17 protein-coding genes are annotated in these 20,508 nt (G+C 73.8%); 14 read left to right on the top strand and 3 right to left on the bottom strand.

The window, feature by feature from the left end; genetic code table 11:
* Nucleotides 1-30: 30 nt before the first annotated feature.
* The 8 genes from hutU (at nucleotide 31) to AB0953_RS10265 (ending at nucleotide 9,940) form a co-directional block, all read left to right on the top strand.
* Complete coding sequence (gene hutU / locus AB0953_RS10300; protein ID WP_366858981.1) at nucleotides 31-1,695, top strand: urocanate hydratase; 1,665 nt, start codon at nucleotides 31-33, stop codon at nucleotides 1,693-1,695.
* A gap of 137 nt (nucleotides 1,696-1,832) precedes the next feature.
* Nucleotides 1,833-3,023 carry an allantoate amidohydrolase gene (locus AB0953_RS10295; RefSeq protein ID WP_366859197.1) on the top strand — a complete coding sequence of 397 codons (1,191 nt, stop codon included), beginning with the start codon at nucleotides 1,833-1,835 and terminating at the stop codon, nucleotides 3,021-3,023.
* Complete coding sequence (locus AB0953_RS10290; RefSeq protein ID WP_366858980.1) at nucleotides 3,014-4,369, top strand: formimidoylglutamate deiminase; 1,356 nt, start codon at nucleotides 3,014-3,016, stop codon at nucleotides 4,367-4,369. The genes AB0953_RS10295 and AB0953_RS10290 overlap by 10 nt, the downstream gene beginning before the upstream one ends.
* A gap of 113 nt (nucleotides 4,370-4,482) precedes the next feature.
* Nucleotides 4,483-5,661 (top strand): imidazolonepropionase, encoded by a 1,179-nt coding sequence (gene hutI, locus AB0953_RS10285; protein WP_366858979.1) that lies wholly within the window; start codon nucleotides 4,483-4,485, stop codon nucleotides 5,659-5,661.
* A 124-nt stretch (nucleotides 5,662-5,785) separates the two neighbouring features.
* On the top strand, nucleotides 5,786-6,463 hold the full coding sequence (locus tag AB0953_RS10280; RefSeq protein ID WP_366858978.1) for an LPXTG cell wall anchor domain-containing protein: 678 nt from the start codon (nucleotides 5,786-5,788) through the stop codon (nucleotides 6,461-6,463).
* A 14-nt stretch (nucleotides 6,464-6,477) separates the two neighbouring features.
* Nucleotides 6,478-7,584: a hypothetical protein gene (locus AB0953_RS10275; RefSeq protein WP_366858977.1), complete on the top strand. Its 1,107-nt coding sequence runs from the start codon at nucleotides 6,478-6,480 to the stop codon at nucleotides 7,582-7,584.
* Nucleotides 7,581-8,594: a neocarzinostatin apoprotein domain-containing protein gene (locus tag AB0953_RS10270; RefSeq protein ID WP_366858976.1), complete on the top strand. Its 1,014-nt coding sequence runs from the start codon at nucleotides 7,581-7,583 to the stop codon at nucleotides 8,592-8,594. The genes AB0953_RS10275 and AB0953_RS10270 overlap by 4 nt, the downstream gene beginning before the upstream one ends.
* Nucleotides 8,591-9,940, top strand: coding sequence for a hypothetical protein (locus tag AB0953_RS10265; protein ID WP_366858975.1), 1,350 nt, complete (start codon nucleotides 8,591-8,593; stop codon nucleotides 9,938-9,940). The genes AB0953_RS10270 and AB0953_RS10265 overlap by 4 nt, the downstream gene beginning before the upstream one ends.
* 92 nt (nucleotides 9,941-10,032) lie before the next feature.
* Here AB0953_RS10265 and AB0953_RS10260 read toward each other — a convergent pair whose 3' ends face one another.
* Nucleotides 10,033-11,550 (bottom strand): oligopeptide:H+ symporter, encoded by a 1,518-nt coding sequence (locus AB0953_RS10260; protein ID WP_366858974.1) that lies wholly within the window; start codon nucleotides 11,548-11,550, stop codon nucleotides 10,033-10,035.
* Between the two features lie 484 nt (nucleotides 11,551-12,034).
* Between AB0953_RS10260 and AB0953_RS10255 the strand changes: the two genes are divergently transcribed.
* Complete coding sequence (locus AB0953_RS10255; protein ID WP_030156453.1) at nucleotides 12,035-12,712, top strand: response regulator transcription factor; 678 nt, start codon at nucleotides 12,035-12,037, stop codon at nucleotides 12,710-12,712.
* A 15-nt stretch (nucleotides 12,713-12,727) separates the two neighbouring features.
* Nucleotides 12,728-13,993: an ATP-binding protein gene (locus AB0953_RS10250; protein WP_366858973.1), complete on the top strand. Its 1,266-nt coding sequence runs from the start codon at nucleotides 12,728-12,730 to the stop codon at nucleotides 13,991-13,993.
* A 48-nt stretch (nucleotides 13,994-14,041) separates the two neighbouring features.
* Here the strand turns inward: AB0953_RS10250 and AB0953_RS10245 are convergent, their stop codons facing one another.
* Nucleotides 14,042-14,548, bottom strand: coding sequence for a GtrA family protein (locus AB0953_RS10245; protein ID WP_366858972.1), 507 nt, complete (start codon nucleotides 14,546-14,548; stop codon nucleotides 14,042-14,044).
* 164 nt (nucleotides 14,549-14,712) lie between these two features.
* On the opposite strand from AB0953_RS10245, the gene AB0953_RS10240 reads away from it, so the two are divergent.
* The 4 genes from AB0953_RS10240 (at nucleotide 14,713) to AB0953_RS10225 (ending at nucleotide 19,019) form a co-directional block, all read left to right on the top strand.
* The gene (locus AB0953_RS10240; RefSeq protein ID WP_366858971.1) at nucleotides 14,713-15,852 is read left to right on the top strand and encodes a 5-(carboxyamino)imidazole ribonucleotide synthase; all 1,140 of its coding nucleotides are present in this window, start codon (nucleotides 14,713-14,715) and stop codon (nucleotides 15,850-15,852) included.
* Complete coding sequence (gene purE / locus AB0953_RS10235) at nucleotides 15,849-16,382, top strand: 5-(carboxyamino)imidazole ribonucleotide mutase (protein WP_366858970.1); 534 nt, start codon at nucleotides 15,849-15,851, stop codon at nucleotides 16,380-16,382. Before AB0953_RS10240 ends, purE begins: the two co-directional genes overlap by 4 nt.
* Nucleotides 16,379-17,578, top strand: a complete 1,200-nt coding sequence (locus AB0953_RS10230; RefSeq protein WP_366858969.1) for a dipeptidase — start codon at nucleotides 16,379-16,381, stop codon at nucleotides 17,576-17,578. The genes purE and AB0953_RS10230 overlap by 4 nt, the downstream gene beginning before the upstream one ends.
* Nucleotides 17,579-17,927: 349 nt before the next feature.
* Complete coding sequence (locus AB0953_RS10225; protein WP_366858968.1) at nucleotides 17,928-19,019, top strand: dipeptidase; 1,092 nt, start codon at nucleotides 17,928-17,930, stop codon at nucleotides 19,017-19,019.
* A 30-nt stretch (nucleotides 19,020-19,049) separates the two neighbouring features.
* Here AB0953_RS10225 and AB0953_RS10220 read toward each other — a convergent pair whose 3' ends face one another.
* Entirely contained in the window at nucleotides 19,050-20,393 is a 1,344-nt protein-coding gene (locus AB0953_RS10220) for a UDP-glucose/GDP-mannose dehydrogenase family protein (RefSeq protein ID WP_366858967.1), read from the bottom strand.
* Between the last annotated feature and the right edge of the window lie 115 nt (nucleotides 20,394-20,508).

Here is a 20,508-nt window from a genome sequence, read left to right as displayed (position 1 = left end):
GAATTACCTACAGCGTTTGGAGGCAGCGCCATGTCAGGACCCCGCCCCGTACGGGCTGCGCGAGGCACCGAGCTCAGCACCCTGGGATGGCAGCAGGAGGCCGCCCTGCGGATGCTCCAGAACAACCTCGACCCCGAGGTCGCCGAGCACCCCGACAAGCTCGTCGTCTACGGCGGCACCGGCAAGGCCGCGCGCGACTGGCGCTCCTTCGACGCGATGGTCCGCACCCTGCAGACCCTCAAGCAGGACGAGACGATGCTCGTCCAGTCGGGCCGCCCGGTCGGCGTGATGCAGACCCACGAGTGGGCCCCGCGCGTCCTGCTCGCCAACTCCAACCTCGTCGGCGACTGGGCCAACTGGGAGGAGTTCCGCCGCCTGGAGCACCTCGGCCTGACCATGTACGGCCAGATGACCGCCGGCTCCTGGATCTACATCGGCACCCAGGGCATCCTGCAGGGCACGTACGAGACCTTCGCCGCCGTCGCCGCCAAGAAGTTCGGCGGCACCCTCGCCGGCACCATCACCCTCACCGCCGGCCTCGGCGGCATGGGCGGCGCCCAGCCGCTGGCCGTCACCATGAACGACGGCGTCGCGATCTGCATCGACTGCGACCCCCGCGCCATCGAGCGCCGCATCGAGCACCGCTACCTCGACGTCAAGGCCGACAGCCTGGCGCACGCCCTCCAGCTCGCCACCGAGGCCCGCGACCAGCGCAAGCCGCTGTCCATCGGCCTCCTGGGCAACGCCGCCGAGCTGCTCCCGCAGATGCTCGCCGAGGGCGCCCCGATCGACATCGTCACCGACCAGACCTCGGCGCACGACCCGCTGTCGTACCTGCCGGTCGGCGTCGACTTCGACGACATGGCCTCCTACGCGGCCAAGGACCCGGCCGGCTTCACCACCCGCTCCCGCGAGTCCATGGCCAAGCACGTCGAGGCCATGGTCGGCTTCATGGACGCCGGCGCCGAGGTCTTCGACTACGGCAACTCCATCCGCGGCGAGGCCCAGCTCGCCGGGTACGACCGGGCGTTCGCCTTCCCCGGCTTCGTCCCGGCCTACATCCGCCCGCTGTTCTGCGAGGGCAAGGGCCCCTTCCGCTGGGCGGCCCTGTCCGGCGACGCGGCCGACATCGCCAAGACCGACAAGGCGATGCTCGACCTCTTCCCGGAGAACGAGTCCCTGGCCCGCTGGATCAAGATGGCCGGCGAGCGCGTCCACTTCCAGGGCCTGCCCGCCCGCATCTGCTGGCTCGGCTACGGCGAGCGCGACAAGGCCGGCGAGCGCTTCAACGACATGGTCGCGAGCGGCGAGCTGGCCGCCCCGCTGGCCATCGGCCGCGACCACCTCGACTGCGGCTCCGTCGCCTCCCCGTACCGCGAGACCGAGGCCATGCTCGACGGCTCCGACGCCATCGCCGACTGGCCGCTGCTCAACGCCATGGTCAACGTGGCCTCCGGCGCCTCCTGGGTCTCCATCCACCACGGCGGCGGCGTCGGCATGGGCCGCTCCATCCACGCGGGCCAGGTCACCGTCGCCGACGGCACCAAGCTCGCCGGCGAGAAGATCCGCCGCGTGCTGACCAACGACCCCGGCATGGGCGTCATCCGCCACGTCGACGCGGGCTACGACATCGCCGAGTCGGTGGCCGCCGAGCGCGGCGTCCGCGTCCCGATGCGCGAGGGTGACACGGCGTGACACCGTCCAGCAACACCGGCGCGGGCGAGGCGCCCCGGGGCACCGCCCCGGGCGCCCGCCCCGCCGCCCCCGCCGGTGCCGGGGGCGCGGCTCCCGGCACCGCCGCCGGGCAGGGGCACGCCCCCTCCTTCCACGCCATGTGGGCCGACCTGGCCCCCATCGGCCGCCACGCGGACAGCGGCGGGTACCGCCGGTTCGCGTGGACCGGGGCCGACCGGGAGTGCCGGGCCTGGTTCCGGGAGCAGGCCGAGCGGCGCGGGCTCGCGTACGAGACCGACCGCAACGGCAACCAGTGGGCCTGGCTGGGCGACCCCCTCGCCGGGGACGCCGTCGTCACCGGCTCCCACCTGGACTCCGTGCCCGACGGCGGCGCCTTCGACGGCCCCCTCGGCGTGGTGTCCTCCTTCGCCGCCCTGGACGAGCTGCGCGCCCGCGGCGCCGAGTTCACCCGGCCGCTCGCCATCACCAACTTCGGCGACGAGGAAGGGGCCCGCTTCGGCGTGGCCTGCGTCGGCTCCCGCCTCAGCGCCGGGCAGCTGACCAAGGAGCAGGCGTACCGGCTCCGCGACGCCGACGGGCTGAGCCTGCCCCAGGCCATGGAGGCCGCCGGGTACGACCCCGAAGCGATCGGCCCGGACCCCGAGCGCCTCGCCCGCATCGGCGCCTTCGTCGAACTGCACGTCGAGCAGGGCCGCGCCCTGGACCTGTCCGGCGACGCCGTCGGCATCGCCTCGGCCATCTGGCCGCACGGCCGCTGGCGGTTCGACTTCCGCGGCGAGGCCAACCACGCGGGCACCACCCGCCTGGTCGACCGCCGCGACCCGATGCTCACGTACGCCGAAACGGTGCTGGCCGCCCGCACGGAGGCGGCCCTCGCCGGCGCCGTCGCCACCTTCGGCAAGGTCGCGGTCGAGCCGAACGGGGTCAATGCCATCCCCTCGCTCGTCCGGGGCTGGCTCGACTCCCGCGCCGCCGACCAGGCCACCCTCGACACCGTGGTCACCGCCATCGAGAAGGCCGCCCGCGAGCGCGCCGACCGGGACGGCATCGACCTCGCCGTCGTCCGGGAGTCCTTCACCCCGGTCGTGGAGTTCGAGCACGCCCTGCGCGGGGAGCTGAACCGGATCCTGGGCGGGGCCGTCCCCGTCCTCGGCACCGGGGCCGGACACGACGCGGGAATCCTCTCCGCCGCCGTCCCGACCGCGATGCTGTTCGTACGCAACCCCACGGGCGTCTCGCACTCCCCGCGCGAGTTCGCCCACGAGGACGACTGCGTCGCCGGCGTCCTCGCCCTCGCCGACGTCCTGGAAGGGCTGGCATGCCGCTGAGCACGCACGGGCTGAAGACGTACTGGCTGGAGCACGCCTGGCTCGGCAACACGGTCGAGCCGGGCGTCGCCCTCGACGTGTCCGGCGACGGGCGCATCGCCGCCGTCCGCACGGAGGCGGACGCCCCGCCGCCCGGCGCCGAGGTGCTGCGCGGCCTGACCCTGCCGGGCCTGGCCAACGCCCACTCCCACGCCTTCCACCGGGCCCTGCGCGGCGAGGTGCAGGTCGGCTCGGGCACCTTCTGGACCTGGCGCGAGGTCATGTACGGGGTCGCGCAGAACCTCACGCCCGACAGCTACTTCGCGCTCGCACGGGCCGTGTACGCGGAGATGGCGCTGGCCGGCATCACCAACGTCGGCGAGTTCCACTACGTCCACCACGCGCCCGGCGGCACCCCGTACGCCGACCCCAACGCCATGGGGGAGGCGCTGATCGAGGCCGCCGCCGCCGCCGGCATCCGCATCACCCTCCTCGACACCGCCTACCTGTCCTCCGGCTTCGGCGAGGCGCCGAACGAGCACCAGCGGCGCTTCTCCGACGGCACCGCCGAGGCCTGGGCGGAGCGGGTCTCGGCCCTCAAGCCCCGCGAGCACGCGCTGATCGGCGCCGCGATCCACTCCGTGCGGGCCGTGCCGGCCGGCGAGCTGGCCGCCGTCGCCGGCTGGGCGGCGCAGCGGCAGGCGCCGCTGCACGTCCACCTGTCCGAGCAGACCGCCGAGAACGAGGCCTGCCGGGCCGCGCACGGCTGCACCCCGACCGAGCTGCTCGCCGAGCACGGGGTGCTCGGGGAGCGGACCACGGGGGTCCACAACACGCACCTGACGGACGGGGACATCGCGCTGCTCGGCGGCTCGGCGACCGGTACGTGCATGTGCCCGACCACCGAGCGGGACCTCGCCGACGGCATCGGTCCGGCCGGACGGCTCCAGCAGGCGGGCAGCCCGCTGTCGCTGGGCAGCGACAGCCATGCGGTGATCGACCTGCTGGAGGAGGCGCGGGCCATGGAGCTCAACGAGCGCCTGCGCAGCCGGACCCGGGGCCACTGGACGGCCAACGCGCTGCTCGCCGCGGCCACCGCCGACGGCCACGCGGCCCTGGGCCGCCCCGACGCGGGCCGCCTCGAACCGGGCGCCCTGGCGGACTTCACCACGGTGGCCCTGGACTCCGTCCGCACCGCCGGCCCGCCGGCGCGGCTGGGTGCCGAGACGGCCGTCTTCGCGGCCTCGGCGGCGGACGTCCGCCACACGGTGGTCGGCGGCCGCCACGTGGTCCGCGACGGCCACCACACCCTGGTCGCCGACGTCCCGGCGGCCCTGACCGAAGCCATAGCGGCCCTCCGCCCCTGACCGAGTTCCCCCACCCCACCCCGCCCCTTCCCGCAGGGCACGCCACGCGGCGGGGCCGCATGTCCGGCACAGCGGGAAGGGGCGGGGTGGGGATCGGAAAACCGAGAGGAACCATGACCACCACCCTCATCACGAACATCGGCAGCCTCGTCACCAACGACCCCGCCCAGGGCGACGGCAGCCCCCTCGGCCTGCTCCGGAACGCCGCCGTCGTCCTCGATGACGACACGATCGCCTGGGTCGGCCCGGCCGCCACCGCCCCCGCCGCGGACGGCGTCTTCGACGCCAAGGGCCGAGCCGTCATCCCCGGCTTCGTCGACTCCCACTCCCACCTCGTCTTCGCCGGCGACCGCACCGCCGAGTTCAACGCCCGCATGTCCGGCCGCAGCTACTCCGCCGGCGGCATCCGCACCACCGTGGCCGCCACCCGCGCCGCCTCGGACGCCGAGCTGGAGGCCAACCTGGTCCGCCACCTCGACGAGGCCCGCCGCCAGGGCACCACCACCTTCGAGACCAAGTCCGGCTACGGCCTGACCGTCGCCGACGAGGCCCGCGCCCTGCGCATCGCCTCCGCCCACACCGAGGAGGTCACCTACCTCGGCGCGCACATCGTCTCCCCGGACTACGCCGAGGACCCGGCCGGCTACGTCGACCTCGTCACCGGCGAGATGCTGGCCGCCTGCGCCCCGTACGCCCGCTGGGTGGACGTCTTCTGCGAGAAGGGCGCCTTCGACGGCGACCAGGCCCGCGCGATCCTGACCGCCGGAGCCGCCGCCGGCCTGATCCCGCGCGTCCACGCCAACCAGCTGTCCCACGGCCCCGGCGTCCAGCTCGCCGTGGAGCTGGGCGCGGCCTCCGCCGACCACTGCACCCACCTCACCGACGCCGACGTCGACGCCCTGGCCCAGGCCGCCGCAACCACCGTCGCCACGCTCCTGCCGGGCGCGGAGTTCTCCACCCGGGCCCAGTGGCCCGACGCCCGCCGCCTGCTGGACGCGGGGGCCACCGTCGCGCTGTCCACCGACTGCAACCCCGGCTCCTCGTACACCAGCTCCATGCCGTTCTGCATCGCGCTCGCGGTCCGGGACATGGGCATGACGCCCGACGAGGCCCTGTGGTCCGCCACCGCCGGCGGTGCCCGCGCGCTGCGCCGCAGCGACATCGGCGTGCTCGCCGCCGGGGCCCGCGCCGACCTGGCGCTGCTGGACGCCCCGAGCCACGTGCACCTGGCCTACCGGCCGGGCGTTCCGCTGGTGTCGGCGGTCTGGCAGCGGGGCGTACGCGCCGCCTGACCCCCTCTGCGGCCGCCCCCGATCCCGGGCGAACCTTTGTCTTCCCCTTGCAGGGCCCCGGGCGTACCTTGAGCCACCGATCTGATGTGTCGTCAGCAACCTGTGGCCCGAGGGGAAGACGAAGGTGTCCAACCGGAAACGCTCCACCGCGCTCGCGCTGGCGGCCTCTGCGCTGGCCGGACCGGCGCTGCTGCTCGCCGCCCCCGCGGCCCGTGCCGAGGTCGTCGACGTCGCCTACGACTGCAAGACCCCCATCGGCGACAAGTCGGCCGTCTCGCCGATCGACATCAAGGCCGTCAAGGAGGGCGACGGCTACAAGCTGACGATGTCCTTCCAGAAGGGCGTCTCCTCCAGCCCCATCGAGCTCGGCAAGGGCGCGATGAACCCGAGCGCGGTCATCGCGGTGGACGGCGCGGAGAAAACCACGGTCCCGGTGTCGGGGCCGCCCAACGCCGAGGCCGCCCCCGCCAACACCCCCATCAAGATCAGCGACCTCTCGGGCACCTACACCCCGAAGAAGAGCGGCAAGGCCACCTTCACCGCGGGCGTCCTCACCATCAAGGCGATGGGGACCACCACCACCTGCACCCCCGGCAACAACCCCAAGCCCTCGCTGGAACTGGACGTCACGGCCGCGGCCGGCGCCCCCGCAGCGGGCCCCGCGGGCGGCGACACCCTCCCGCAGACCGGCCCCGCCGACTCCGCCCTCGCCCTCGGCACCCTCGGCGGCACCGTGCTGCTGACCGGCGCCGCCGGCGTGCTCTGGCTGACCCGGCGCAGCAGCCGCCGGGCCCGCACCTGAACGGAGCCCCGGCCATGCCCGCGCTCCACCCCCGCCCCTCCCGCACCGCCGGCCACGCCCGCCCTGCCGGCCCCGCCCGCCCCGCCCGTCTCCCCGACTCCGCCCCGGCCGCCCGCCCCGTCCGACTGCGCGCCGTGCTCACCCTGCTCGCGCTGCCGGTCCTGCTCCTGCCCGCCGCCGCGCCCCGCGCCGCCGCCGACGACGGGCCCGGCTGGACCGCCGAACCCGCCACCGGGGCCTCGGCAGCCGCCGCCCGCCCGTCCTTCTACCTCGCCGGGCCCGCCGGGACCGTCCTCGAGGACCGGCTCGCCCTGGCCAACCCCTCCGACCGGGAGCACACCGTCACCCTGCGCGGCGCCGACGCCCACAACACGCCCGCCGGTGCCTTCGCCGTGCGTCCCGCCGCAGGCTCCGCCGGCGCCGGCTCCTGGATCAGCTTCGGCGCCGCCGCCACCGTCCGCATCCCGCCGCACACCCGCGCGGTGGTCCCGTTCACGGTCACCGTCCCGCCCGGCGCTGCGCCCGGGGACCACCCGGCCGCCGTGGTCGCCGCCGAGGCGGGCCGCGAGGTGGGCGTACGGGTCGACCTGCGCGTCGGCGGGCCCACGCTGGCCGCGCTGACCGTCGAGGACGTCTCCGTACACGGCAGGGGCACCCGCACCGAGGTGGCGTACACCCTGGTCAACCGCGGCAACGTGACCCTCGCCCCCGAGCTCGCGCTGCGCGTCGGGGGCCTGCTCGGCCGCGTCCCCGGCCGCGCCGCCCATCCCCTGCCGGTGGAGCTGCTGCCGGGCCAACGGGTCCGGCTGACCGAGCCCTGGCCGGGCGCGCCCGCCGCCGGCCGGGTCGACCTGACCCTGGCGGCCACCGCTCCCGGCGCCGCCCCGGCCACCGCCACCGCCTCCGCCTGGCTCCTGCCCCGGGGGGCCGTCGTCGCCGGCGCCGGCCCGCCCCTCCTCGCCGGGCTCGCCCTGGCCGCGCGGCGGCTCGTACGCAGAAGGCGCCGGCCCGGCCCGCCGGACGGGGCCCCGGCCGGCCCGTTCCCGCCCGCACGGCCCGCGCCGCCCGTCCCCGAGGACCACCGTGCACCCGGCCACGAGCTGACGGGAGCAGCCACATGACCGGCAGGCTCAGGGCCCTCGTCGCGGCCGGGCTCGCGGTGTGCGCCCTCGCGCTGGGGCCGGTGGCGGGCGTCGCCGCCGGGGGCGAGCCCGCCGTGGCGCTCTCGCTCCAGGAGGCCCCGAAGGGCACCGAGATCACCGTCACCGGCACCGGCTGGCGCCCCGGGACCCTCGTCATGCTGCTGGTCTGCGGCCAGAACATGATCGGCGGCACCAACAGCTGCGCCAACGCCGACGGCGCCGCCGTCCCGGTCGGCGGCGACGGGCACTTCTCGGGCCGCCTCGCCGTGGCGGCCCCGCCCAAGCCCTGCCCGTGCATCGTCAGCGCCACCTCCGTCAACGGCGACCGGTCCACCGTCGCCACCCCGCTGAAGATCACCGACCATCCGGTGGCCGAGCTGCCCGCCGAGTCCGGCGCGCCGCGCCTGGCCATGCTCAGCGGGGCCCGCCTGACCGGCGGGGACGGGATCCTGACGTGGTTCGGCGCCCCGGCCCACCGCACCTTCACCGTCACCGTCGGCAACTTCGGCACCGCCCCGGTGAAGGACCCCGTCTTCCAGCTCGGCACCGCGCACGGGGTGTTCGCCCCGCTGTGGGACGAGGTGCGGTGGAAGGGCACCATCCCGCCCGGGGGCAAGGCGGAGGTCCGGCTCGGCGTCGGCCTCACCGCCGGCGCCCACGGGGACTACACGGTCTCCCTCAAGTACGGCGACACGGTCGTGGCCACCCAGCCGTGGGGCGTGGACCGCCCGTACGGGGTGCTCGTCTTCTGGGGCCTGCTCCTGCTGGTGGTCCCGGCCGGCCTGTTCCGGGCCGGCATGGCCGTCGTCGACCGGGTCCGGCCGCGACCTGCCCCGGACGGGGGCGGCCGCGGGGGCCCGGCGCAGGAGGACGGGGCCGCCGCGGCGGCCGGGTCCGCGCAGACCACCGCGGCGGTCCTGCCGTGGTTCACATCGCCCCAGGCGTCCGCACCGTCTGAGAGCAGTCCGACGACGAAGGGACATCTGTGAAGACCCAACGGAGGGTGAGTGCGGCCGCGGCCGCGCTGCTGCTCGGCAGCGCGGGCCTGCTCGCGGGGGCGGGCCCCGCCCAGGCGGCCGAGGTCTCCTACAAGGTGGAGTGCATCCCGCCTGCGGGCGGCGGCGGCCCGGTGCAGGGCACGACCACGGTGTCGATCACCGCGCCGGCCACCGCCAAGGTCGGCGACGAGGTGGAGGTGGTCTGGAAGACCGTGAAGCCCGCCTCGAACAACACCGACCTCATGGACCTGGGCAAGGACACCGTCAAGCCGACCGGCTGGGTGCAGCTCGGCGGCGCGCTCGGCTCGGAGGTGAAGCTGGAGGGGGAGCGGAAGAACCCGCCCATCCCCAAGAAGGCCCCCATGGTCCTGTCCGACATGAAGGGGAAGGTCAAACTGACCAAGGCGGGGGACGTGACGATCACCCCCGGCAGGTACGACGTGGACTTCAGCGGGTTCGTCACGCACTGCTCGCCCAAGGAGGCGGCCGGAGCGGCCGCGACGATCAAGGTCACCGACGGCGGCGGCTCCACGACGGGCGGCTCCACCACGGGCGGCTCGACGGCAGGCGGCTCCACCACCGGCGGCTCCACGACCGGCGGCACGAGCACCTCGGGCGGCTCCACCACCGGTTCCACGACCGGCTCGACGACCGGTTCCACCACCGGCGGCACCGGCGGTCAGACCGACTTCCCCGGCAAGCCCGTGGAGGTCTCCTTCGACTGCGGGGCGGTGGTCCCCGGCGGCATCAAGACCCCGGTGACGATCAACGCCAAGAAGAACGGCGGCGCCTACGACCTGACCGTCAAGACGGCCAAGGGCGCCATGGCCAGCCCCATGGCCCTCCCGGCAGGAGCCCTCAAACCCTCGATGAACATCAAGCTCGGCGGCGCCGACAGCGGCACCGTCAAGGTCACCGGCCCGGCCAACGCCGAGCCCATCCCGGACAAGGCCCCGGTCAGCCTGAGCGACATGACCGGCACCTACACCCCGGGCAAGACCGGCAAGGTGACGCTGAGCCCGGACCAGCTGACGATCGACGTCACCATGGCCCCCGGATCCACGCCGATCAACGTGCCCTGCAAGGCGGTCAGCAGCGGCGTCTCCCTGGAGCTGGACACCACCGCCCAGCCCGGCGGCTCCGGCTCGCCCACCGCCGGCGGCTCGGCCGGCTCCTCCGCAGCCGGCGGCTCCGGCGGCCTCGCCGAGACGGGCGCCGCCGACGAGGGCGGCCTGACGGCCCTCGCCCTCGTCGCGGGCACGGCGGTGCTCCTCGGCGGCGCGGTCTTCACCTTCACCCCGTGGCGCCGTCTGCGCGGCGGCCACCGCGTCCGCTGAGCCCGTACACCCGTAAGCCCGTAAGCCCGTACGACGACGGCGGCCCGGCACACCAGGAGGTGTGCCGGGCCGCCGTCGCGGAGCGGGGTGCGTCAGTGCACGTCGCCCATCAGGGCCTGCACCTTGTTGCGGTACGCGTAGACCGCGAAGCCGGCCAGGGCCGCGGCGGCGGCCTGGAAGCCGATCACCCAGGTGCCGTTGAGGTCGACACCGGCGATGGACAGCAGGCCGGTGGTGCAGTCACCGGCGGTGACCGCGAGGAACCACACGCCCATCATCTGGGAGGCGTACTTCTGCGGGGCCATCTTCGTCGTGACGGAGAGGCCGACCGGGGAGACGCACAGCTCGCCGATGGTCTGGATCATGTAGATCGAGACGAGCCACATCGGGGAGACCTTGGTGTCGCCCGTCGCCATGCCCATCGGGACGATGAAGACGAAGAACGAGGCACCGATCAGGACCAGGCCCATCGCGAACTTCACGATGGTGTTCGGCTCCTTGTTCCGGCGGGCCAGCCACACCCACAGCCAGGCGAAAACCGGGGCCAGGGCCATCACGAACAGCGGGTTCAGCGACTGGTACCAGGTGGCCGAGAAGTCGAAGCCGAGGACGGTGCCCGCGGTCTTGTCGTCCGCGAACAGCGACAGCGTCGAGCCGCCCTGGTCGTAGATCATCCAGAAGACGGCGGCGGCGATGAAGAACCAGATGTAGGCCGTCATCTTCGACTGCTCGGTGCCCGACAGGTCCTTGTCGCGCTTGATGCGCACCAGGACGGCGATCGGGATGAGCAGGCCCGCGAGGGTCAGCGGCACCAGGGCCCAGTTCAGCGTGTAGGCGCCCAGGGCGACGACGGCGCCGTAGAAGACGGCGATGGCCGCGGCACCGAGGACCACCTTGGTGAGGACGGCCTTGCGCTCCTCCGCCGACAGCGGGTTCGGGACCAGGCTGCTCTTCGGGCTGAGGTGCTTGGTGCCGATCAGGAACTGGGCCAGGCCCAGGGCCATGCCGACGGCGGCGAGGGCGAAGCCCAGGTGCCAGTTGTGCTCCTTGCCGACCGTGCCGACGACGAGCGGGGCGACGAAGGCACCGAGGTTGATGCCGACGTAGAAGAGCGTGAAGCCACCGTCGCGGCGGGGGTCCTCAGGACCGTTGTAGAGGTGGCCGACCATCGTGGAGATGTTGGCCTTCAGCAGACCGGAGCCCACCGCGACCAGGATCAGACCGACGAAGAACATCGCCTTGCCGGGCAGCGCCAGCGACAGGTGACCCGCCATGATCACGAAACCGGCGATGGTGACCGTCTTGCGGGCGCCCCAGACGCGGTCGCCGAACCATCCGCCCGGCATGGCCATCAGGTAGACCATGGAGACGTAGACGGAATAGATGGCCGTGGTCGTGGCCGCGGTCATCGCCAGACCGCCGCCCTGGCTCCCCGTCGCGGCGTCGGCGCCGCCCGAGACCAGGTAGTACACGAGGAGTGCACGCATGCCGTAGTAGGAGAAGCGCTCCCACATCTCGGTCATGAACAGAGTGGCCAGGCCACGGGGGTGGCCGAAGAAGGTCTTCTCGGCGGACTGAGCCGCCGAGTCCTTCGTCAGGCTGGAAGCCATGGTCGTTCCTTGCTTGGTCGGGACGCTCCGCTTCGTGAGCTGATCAGCGCCCGGTGGGGGGTGGCCGGCACCGGCGACGGGACTCCCACCCCACGCCCAGGGGTCTCGCCGCACGTGCGGAGAAGGAAGGTCCGTAACCGGGATCCACGCCCCGGCACGCGTCTTCGCGAGCAGGGCCCGGCCCACAGGTCATTCACTGTCACCGAGGTCGATCGGGGAAGTCGTCAAGACCCCTAGATCGATCCGGACAGAATTGAGACCTTCGGCTCGGATTTCGGCCAAAAGGTCTCGGAGGTAGTGCATCAGGCGTCTCGCCACCATACGACACGACCGTGCAGCATATGAAAGGACTTGAGAGATGGATCACAGGCGATCCGGGAACCGTTTGGGCACTTTCGAAGGCACCCCCGCGGCATAAGACCAGATGGACAGGGGTGTGCGGGCATGCCCCTGCGCATCGCCCCCGCGGACTACCATCACCCACATGACGCGTGTACTGCTCGCCGAGGACGACGCATCCATCTCGGAACCACTGGCCCGCGCCCTGCGCCGGGAGGGGTACGAGGTCGAGGTCCGGGAGGACGGCCCGACCGCCCTGGACGCGGGACTGCAGGGCGGCGTCGATCTCGTCGTCCTGGACCTGGGGCTGCCGGGCATGGACGGCCTCGAGGTGGCCCGCCGGCTGCGCGCCGAGGGCCACGGCTTCCCCATCCTCGTGCTCACCGCCCGCGCGGACGAGGTCGACACCGTGGTCGGCCTGGACGCCGGCGCCGACGACTACGTGACCAAGCCCTTCCGCCTCGCCGAACTGCTCGCCCGCGTCCGCGCCCTGCTGCGGCGCGGCGCCAACGACGCCGCCCAGGCGCCCGCCACCCACGGCGTGCGGATCGACGTCGAGTCGCACCGCGCCTGGATGGGCGAGGAGGAGCTCCAGCTCACCGCCAAGGAGTTCGACCTGCTGCGGGTCCTGGTCCGCGACGCCGGCCGCGTCGTCACCCGCGACCAGCTGATGCGCGAGGTCTGGGACACCACCTGGTGGTCCTCCACCAAGACGCTCGACATGCACATCTCCTGGCTGCGCAAGAAGCTGGGCGACGACGCCGCCAACCCCCGGTACATCGCCACCGTCCGCGGCGTCGGCTTCCGCTTCGAGAAGAGCTGAGCAGCCACCCCCGCCATGCGCCGCCGCCTGATCAACTCCACGCTCGCCGTGGTGCTCGTCGTCATCGCCGTGTTCGGCGTCTCCCTCGTCATCGTGGAGACCCGGACCATCACCAGCAGCGCCCAGGACCGCATCGAGTCCGAGGCGCTGCGCCTGGTCGGCATCGTCGAGTCCAGCGTCCTGGAGCACAGACCGGTCGACTCCGAGGCGCTCTCCGAGCAGCTCGACGTCGGCCGGTTCGCCCGGATCACCATCCCCGGGCAGCCGCCCGTGGAGGTCGGGGAGAAGATCCCCGACAGCGTGATCCGGGGCACCGCCAAGGGCGAGCAGGGCGAGGTCGTGGTCGTCGAGGAGTCCCGCTCCACGGTGACCCGGGAGGTCGGGCGGACCCTGGCCGTGGTCGGCGCGGTGGCGCTGCTCGCCGTCGTGGCGGCCGTCCTGCTCGCCGTGCGCCAGGCCAACAAGCTGGCCTCCCCGCTCACCGACCTCGCCGAGACCGCCGAGCGGCTCGGCTCGGGCGACCCCCGGCCCCGGCACCGCCGCTACGGGGTCCCCGAGCTGGACCGGGTCGCGGACGTGCTGGACTCCAGCGCCGAGCGGATCGCCCGCATGCTCACCGCCGAGCGGCGCCTCGCCGCCGACGCCTCGCACCAGCTGCGCACCCCTCTGACGGCGCTGTCGATGCGGCTGGAGGAGATCGCCGTCACCGACGACCTGGAGACCGTGCGCGAGGAGGCGAGCATCGCCCTGACCCAGGTGGAGCGGCTCACGGACGTGGTGGAGCGGCTCCTGACGAACTCGCGGGACCCGAGGACCGGCTCCGCCGTCCCCTTCGACCTCGACGAGGTCGTCAAGCAGCAGGTGGAGGAGTGGCGGCCGGCCTACCGCAGCGCCGGCCGGGCCATCGTGCGCTCCGGCAAGACCGGCATGCGGGCCTTCGGCACGCCCGGTGCGGTCTCCCAGGTCCTGGCCACCCTCGTGGAGAACGCCCTCATGCACGGCGGCGGCACCGTCGCCCTGCGCACCCGGGTGATCGGCAACCAGGCGGTGCTGGAGGTCACCGACGAGGGACCCGGCGTACCGCCGGACCTCGGCAACCGGATCTTCGAGCGCGCGATCAGCGGCCGCAACTCCACCGGGATCGGCCTGGCCGTCGCCCGGGACCTCGCCGAGGCCGACGGGGGCCGCCTGGAGCTGCTCCAGGCGCAGCCGCCCGTCTTCGCGCTGTTCCTGAGCCGGACCGAGCCGGAGCGCCCGGAACCGGAGCAGACCGTCCGCTGAGCCCGGCCACAGGCCCGGGCCCCGACCGCGTGCCGGACGGGAGGGCGGCTACTTGCCCGCGGGCTCGGGCGCCAGGGCGGCGCCCGCCGCCGGCGCCGGCGCGGGCGCGGCCGCCGGCAGGGCCTTGAAGACCCACGTCCGGTACGACCAGAAGCGGAACACCGTCGCCGTGCCGATCCCGATGAACTTGCACACGTTGGTCGCGAGCCGGCCGTCCCAGCCCAGCCCGTACGTGGCCGCGTACAGCACCCCGTTCTCGATCACGAGGCCGATCAGGCTGAAGGCCACGAAGAGCGGCAGCTCGCGTGAGCTGCCGCTGCGGGCCCGGTCCCGGTAGGTGAAGTACCGGAAACCGATGTAGTTCGTGACGATGGCCACGACGGTGGCTATCACGCTCGCCCGGACCACCTGCAGGTCCGTGACGTGGCGGACGATGTTGAACACCCCGAGGTTGACGAGCACGCCCAGGCCCCCGACGGCCCCGAACTTCGCGATCTCGTGCACCAGGCCGCGTACGCGTGCGGCGAGGACGGAACCCTGCTGCGGCGTGGTCATGGGCTGGCGGTCCGTTCTCTAGTCGGCCCACCCATGCTAAATGTCGCTCCCCGGACCGTCCGTGCGTTTACACACCGTGCGACGCACGGCACACAGGGACGATGTGACGAGGACCGGCCCGGGCCACGTCCGGATGGCGGAATACCGCCGGATACTCTGGAGGGGTGACGTTCCCGGTAGTCGGCATGGTCGGCGGCGGTCAGCTCGCCCGCATGACCCACGAGGCGGGCATCCCCCTCGGCATCAAGTTCAAGATCCTCAGTGACACCCCGCAGGACTCGGCGGCCCAGGTCGTGAGCGACGTCGTCATCGGCGACTACCGCGACCTGGAGACGCTGCGCGCCTTCGCGCGCGGCTGCGACGTGATCACCTTCGACCACGAGCACGTACCCACCGAACACCTCAGGGCCCTGGAATCGGACGGCATCCCCGTCCGGCCGGGGCCCGATGCCTTGGTGCACGCGCAGGACAAGGGGGTGATGCGCGCCCGCCTCGACGAGATCGGCGCGCCCAGCCCCCGCCACCGGATCGTCGCCGATCCGGCGGACGTGGCGGCCTTCGCCGCCGAGGTCGGCGGCTTCCCCGTCATCCTCAAGACCGTCCGCGGCGGCTACGACGGCAAGGGCGTGTGGTTCGTGCGGACCCCCGAGGACGCGGAGGCCCCCTTCAGGGCGGGCGTCCCGGTCCTCGCGGAGGAGAAGGTGGACTACGTCCGCGAGCTCGCGGCGAACATCGTCCGCTCCCCGCACGGCCAGGCCGTCGCCTACCCGGTGGTGGAGTCCATCCAGGTCGACGGCGTCTGCGACACGGTGATCGCACCCGCCCCCAACCTCTCCGAGGAGCTCGCCGGCGAGGCCCAGGCGCTCGCCCTGCGCATCGCCAAGGAGCTCGGCGTGACCGGCCACCTGGCGGTCGAGCTGTTCGAGACCACCGACGGGCGCATCCTCGTCAACGAACTGGCCATGCGCCCGCACAACAGCGGCCACTGGACCCAGGACGGCGCCGTCACCTCCCAGTTCGCCAACCACGTCCGCGCGGTCCTGGACCTCCCCCTGGGCGACCCGCGCCCCCGGGCCCGCTGGACCGTCATGGCGAACGTGCTCGGCGGGGACTACCCCGACATGTACGCGGGGTACCTGCACTGCATGGCGCACGACCCGCAGGTCAAGATCCACATGTACGGCAAGGACGTGAAACCCGGCCGCAAGGTCGGCCACGTCAACACCTTCGGCGACGACCTGGACGATGTGCTGGAGCGCGCACGCCACGCAGCCGGCTACCTCAGAGGAACGATCACGGAATGAGCACCCCGAGCAACCCCGTCGTCGGCATCGTCATGGGCTCCGACTCGGACTGGCCCGTCATGGAGGCCGCCGCCCAGGCCCTCGACGAGTTCGAGATCCCCTACGAGGTCGACGTCGTCTCCGCCCACCGCATGCCGCGCGAGATGGTCGCGTACGGAGAGCAGGCCGCCGACCGCGGCCTGAAGGCGATCATCGCCGGCGCGGGCGGCGCGGCCCACCTGCCCGGCATGCTCGCCTCCGTCACGCCGCTGCCCGTCATCGGCGTACCCGTGCCGCTGAAGTACCTCGACGGCATGGACTCCCTGCTGTCGATCGTCCAGATGCCCGCCGGGGTTCCCGTCGCCACGGTGTCGGTCGCCGGCGCGCGCAACGCCGGGCTGCTGGCCGTACGCATGCTGGCCGCCCACGACCCCGAGCTGCTGGGCCGCATGCGCGACTTCCAGCAGGAGCTCAACGAGCAGGCCACCGAGAAGGGCAAGCGGCTGCGGGCCAAGGTCGCCGGCGCCGAATCCTTCGGATTCGGCAAGTGAGCGCCGCGGGACCGGACGCCGCGGACCGGCTCGACCAGGCCCGCGCCCTGCTCGCCGAGCACCCGGTGGTCGACGGCCACAACGACCTGCCCTGGGCGCTGCGCCAGCAGGTCCGCTACGACCTGGACCGGCGCGACCTGGCCGGCGACCAGTCCCGCCACCTCCACACCGACATCCCCCGGCTGCGCGCCGGGGGTGTCGGCGCCCAGTTCTGGTCGGTGTACGTCCGCTCCGACTACGCGGGCGACCAGGCGGTCAGCGCCACCCTGGAGCAGATCGACGCCGTCGCCCAGCTGATCGACCGTTACCCCGCCGACCTCGTGCGGGCCCTGACGGCCGACGACATGGAGGCCGCCCGCGCGGACGGGCGGATCGCCTCCCTCATGGGCGCCGAGGGCGGCCACTCCATCAACAACTCCCTCGCCACCCTGCGGGCCCTGTACCGGCTGGGCGTGCGGTACATGACGCTCACCCACAACGACACCATCGACTGGGCGGACTCCGCGACCGACGAGGCCCGGCACGGGGGCCTGACGGACTTCGGGCGCGAGGTCGTCCGCGAGATGAACCGCCTGGGCATGCTGGTGGACCTCTCGCACGTGGCACCGAGCACGATGCGCGACGCCCTGGCCGTCTCCACCGCCCCGGTGATCTTCTCCCACTCCTCGGCGCGGGCCGTCTGCGACCATCCGCGCAACGTCCCCGACGACGTGCTGGCGCAGCTGCCGGGCAACGGCGGGGTGGCCATGGCCACGTTCGTCCCGAAGTTCATCCTCCCGGCGGCGGTCGAATGGACCCTCGCGGCGGACGAGAACCTGCGGGCCCACGGCTTCCACCACCTGGACACCACGCCCGAGGCCATGGCCCTGCACCGGGCCTTCGAGGCGGAGCGGCCGCGCCCGGTGGCCACCGCCGCCACGGTGGCCGACCACCTGGACCACATGCGGGAGGTGGCCGGCGTCGACCACATCGGCATCGGCGGCGACTTCGACGGCACGGCCTTCACCCCGGCCGGGCTGGACGACGTGGCCGGCTACCCGAACCTGATCGCGGAGCTCCTGGCCCGCGGCTGGTCCCGCGCCGACCTGGCGAAGCTGACCTGGTCGAACGCGGTCCGAGCCCTGCGCGACGCGGAATCGGTGGCCCGCACCACCACCCGCCCCCCGTCGAACGCCACCCTCACCCACACCACCTGACGAGCCCCCGGCTCGCCGCCGGAGGTCGTCCGGCCATCCAGCCCCGCCGGCATGTGGGGCGCGCGGTCCGGGCGGAGCCCGAACGCCCGGCGGAGCCGGGTTCTCGGAGCGCCGCCCCGCACCCGCACCCCCCACCCGCACCCCGCACCCGCGCCCCGGACGCCGGTGGCGCCGGATGCCGCCTGCCCCGGCCGCCCGCCCGCGGCCGGCCGCCCCCGGCCGGGGGCGGCCGCGTTGCCGGGGAAGAGGACAACGGCACCCGAACGCCACATTCGCCGGGCGGGCCCCGCGCAGCCCGTGTCACGGTGGCAGGACCTCTCCCTCCGCCGCCGAGACCGGAGCGAACGCCATGGCCGACCTGCAGGACGAATTCCCCGCCGACACGGCCCCCGCGGCCCCCGTCGGCCCCGCCTCCGTAGGAGCCGAGGACCTCCCCGCAGCGGCGGTACCGTCCGGCTCCCTGGACCGGGCCGTCGGGCTGCTGTCCGTCCATCCCGTGGCCGACGGCCACAACACCCTCGTCTGGACCCTGCGCCAGAGTCCGTACCACGACATCGACACCCCGGACGCCAACGTCGACACCGACATCCCCCGGCTGCGCGCCGGCGGCGTCGGCGCGCAGTTCTGGTCCCTCCTGGCGCCCCGTGAGGCCGCATCCGCCGACCAGGTCGTGTCCGACACCCTCGAGCAGATCGACACCGCCCTGGCCCTGGTGCGCCGCTACCCCGACGGCCTGGCCCTCGCCCTGACCGCGGACGACATGGCCGACGCCCGCAACCGCGGCCGGATCGCGTCGTTCCTGGGCCCCGTCGCAGGCCGCACCCTCATCGGCGGCTCGCTGGGCGCCCTGCGCGCCTTCCACGCCCTGGGAGTGCGCATCCTCGCGCCCGCAGGCGCGCCCTGGGCCGACGAGGGCCTGACCCCGTTCGGCCACGAGGTGGTCAAGGAGGCCAACCGGCTGGCGATCCTGCTCGACCTGACCGGGTGCGCGCCGGCGGTCGCCTGCCAGATCGCGGGCGCCTCCAAGGCGCCGGTGATCGTCTCGCACACCGCCGCGGCCGCCCTCACCCCGCACCCGGGCAACGTCAACGACGACGTCCTGCTCGCGCTGCGCGCCGCGAACGGCCTGGCCATGGTCACCTTCGACAGCGCCCAGACCGGGGACTCCCTGCACGCCGTCGCCGATCACCTCGACCACGTACGGGCCGTGGCCGGCCCCGAGGGCGTCGGACTCGGCGCCTCCTTCGGCACCGAGCACGGCACGCCCCGCCCGACCGGGCTGACCGATCCCTCCGGCTACCCGCGCCTGATCGCAGAACTGCTGGACCGCGGCTGGTCGGAAGCCGACCTGTCCCTGCTGACCTGGGGCAACGCCCAGCGAGTCCTGCGCGACGCGGAGTTCACCGCCCGCGCCGCCCAGTACCGCAGGCCGGCGTCATAGCCCGCCCCGCGAGGACCCTGAGCCCCTCCCTCAGGCGCGCGGCCGGCCCATGGCCCGGTAGGTCCAGCCGGCCGCCCGCCACAGCTCGCCGTCGAGCGCGTTGCGCCCGTCGAGGACGAGCCGGTCGGAGACCACCGCACCCAGCTCGACCGGGTCGAGGTCGCGGAACTCCCGCCACTCGGTGAGGTGCAGCACCACGTCCGCACCGCGCGCCGCCTCCAGGGCCGAGTCCGCGTACCCGAGCGTGGGGAACACCCGGCGGGCGTTGTCCATGCCCTTGGGGTCGTACACGGTGACCTGGCCGCCCTGCAGGTGGATCTGGCCGGCCACGTTCAGCGCGGGCGAGTCGCGGACGTCGTCGGAGTCCGGCTTGAAGGTGGCGCCGAGCACGGCGACCCGCTTGCCGAGGAACGCCCCGCCGACGGCCTCGCGCGCCAGCTCCACCATGTGGCCGCGGCGCCGCATGTTGATGGAGTCGACCTCGCGCAGGAACGTCAGCGCCTGGTCGGCGCCCAGTTCGCCGGCGCGCGCCATGAACGCCCGGATGTCCTTGGGCAGGCAGCCGCCGCCGAAGCCGATGCCGGCGCGCAGGAACTTCGCGCCGATCCGCTCGTCGTGGCCGATGGCCTCGGCCAGCTTGACCACGTCGCCGCCGGCCGCCTCGCACACCTCCGCCATCGCGTTGATGAAGGAGATCTTCGTGGCGAGGAAGGAGTTCGCGGCCGTCTTGACGAGCTCGGCCGTCGGGAAGTCGGTCACCACCAGCGGGGTGCCCTCCGCCATCGGCGTCTCGTACACCTCGCGCAGCAGCTTCTCGCCGCGGTCGCCGTGGACGCCGATGACGATCCGGTCGGGGTGCAGGGTGTCCTGGACGGCGTAGCCCTCGCGCAGGAACTCCGGGTTCCACGCCAGTTCCACGTCGGCGCCGGCCGGGGCGAGCGAGGCCAGCTTCGCCGCGAGCCGCTCGGCGGAGCCGACCGGGACGGTGGACTTGCCGACCACGAGGGCCGGGCGGGTCAGGTGCGGGGCGAGCGACTCGACGGCGGAGTCCACGTAGCTCATGTCGCAGGCGTACTCGCCGTGCTTCTGGGGGGTGTTCACGCACACGAAGTGGACGTCGCCGAAGGCGCCGACCTCCTCCCACGACTGCGTGAACCGCAGCCGCCCGGTCGAGCCCGGCAGCCCGGCGACGTGCGCGGCGAGGAGCTCCTCCAGCCCCGGCTCGTACATCGGTACCCGGCCGGCCGCCAGCAGCTCGATCTTCTCCGGCACCACGTCCAGCCCGAGCACCTCGAAGCCCAGCTCGGCCATCGCCGCGGCGTGCGTGGCGCCGAGGTAGCCGGTGCCGATCACAGTGATCTTGAGGGGGGCCATGCGTGCTCCAGAGGTGCGGGCCTGTGCCTGTTGCGGCCACCGAGCATAGTCGCGCCCGTCACCGGGGACGCTCCCCAGGAGCACCACGGCACACCACGGGCGCACCGCGCACCGG

The sequence above is a fragment of the Streptomyces sp. NPDC046866 genome, assembly GCF_040704625.1.
Lineage (GTDB): Bacteria > Actinomycetota > Actinomycetes > Streptomycetales > Streptomycetaceae > Streptomyces.
The sequence above is the reverse complement of the archived record's forward strand: the minus strand, read 5'-3'. Positions and strand labels throughout refer to the sequence as shown.

Excerpts from the sequence above, each read along its gene's own strand:
- AB0953_RS10275 (WP_366858977.1), top strand. The coding sequence starts at position 6,478 with ATGCCCGCGCTCCACCCCCGCCCCTCCCGCACCGCCGGCCACGCCCGC.
- purE (WP_366858970.1), top strand. The coding sequence starts at position 15,849 with ATGAGCACCCCGAGCAACCCCGTCGTCGGCATCGTCATGGGCTCCGAC.
- AB0953_RS10250 (WP_366858973.1), top strand. The coding sequence starts at position 12,728 with ATGCGCCGCCGCCTGATCAACTCCACGCTCGCCGTGGTGCTCGTCGTC.
- AB0953_RS10295 (WP_366859197.1), top strand. The coding sequence starts at position 1,833 with ATGTGGGCCGACCTGGCCCCCATCGGCCGCCACGCGGACAGCGGCGGG.
- hutU (WP_366858981.1), top strand. The coding sequence starts at position 31 with ATGTCAGGACCCCGCCCCGTACGGGCTGCGCGAGGCACCGAGCTCAGC.
- AB0953_RS10260 (WP_366858974.1), bottom strand. The coding sequence starts at position 11,550 with ATGGCTTCCAGCCTGACGAAGGACTCGGCGGCTCAGTCCGCCGAGAAG.
- AB0953_RS10270 (WP_366858976.1), top strand. The coding sequence starts at position 7,581 with ATGACCGGCAGGCTCAGGGCCCTCGTCGCGGCCGGGCTCGCGGTGTGC.
- AB0953_RS10225 (WP_366858968.1), top strand. The coding sequence starts at position 17,928 with ATGGCCGACCTGCAGGACGAATTCCCCGCCGACACGGCCCCCGCGGCC.
- AB0953_RS10220 (WP_366858967.1), bottom strand. The coding sequence starts at position 20,393 with ATGGCCCCCCTCAAGATCACTGTGATCGGCACCGGCTACCTCGGCGCC.
- AB0953_RS10255 (WP_030156453.1), top strand. The coding sequence starts at position 12,035 with ATGACGCGTGTACTGCTCGCCGAGGACGACGCATCCATCTCGGAACCA.
- hutI (WP_366858979.1), top strand. The coding sequence starts at position 4,483 with ATGACCACCACCCTCATCACGAACATCGGCAGCCTCGTCACCAACGAC.
- AB0953_RS10245 (WP_366858972.1), bottom strand. The coding sequence starts at position 14,548 with ATGACCACGCCGCAGCAGGGTTCCGTCCTCGCCGCACGCGTACGCGGC.
- AB0953_RS10290 (WP_366858980.1), top strand. The coding sequence starts at position 3,014 with ATGCCGCTGAGCACGCACGGGCTGAAGACGTACTGGCTGGAGCACGCC.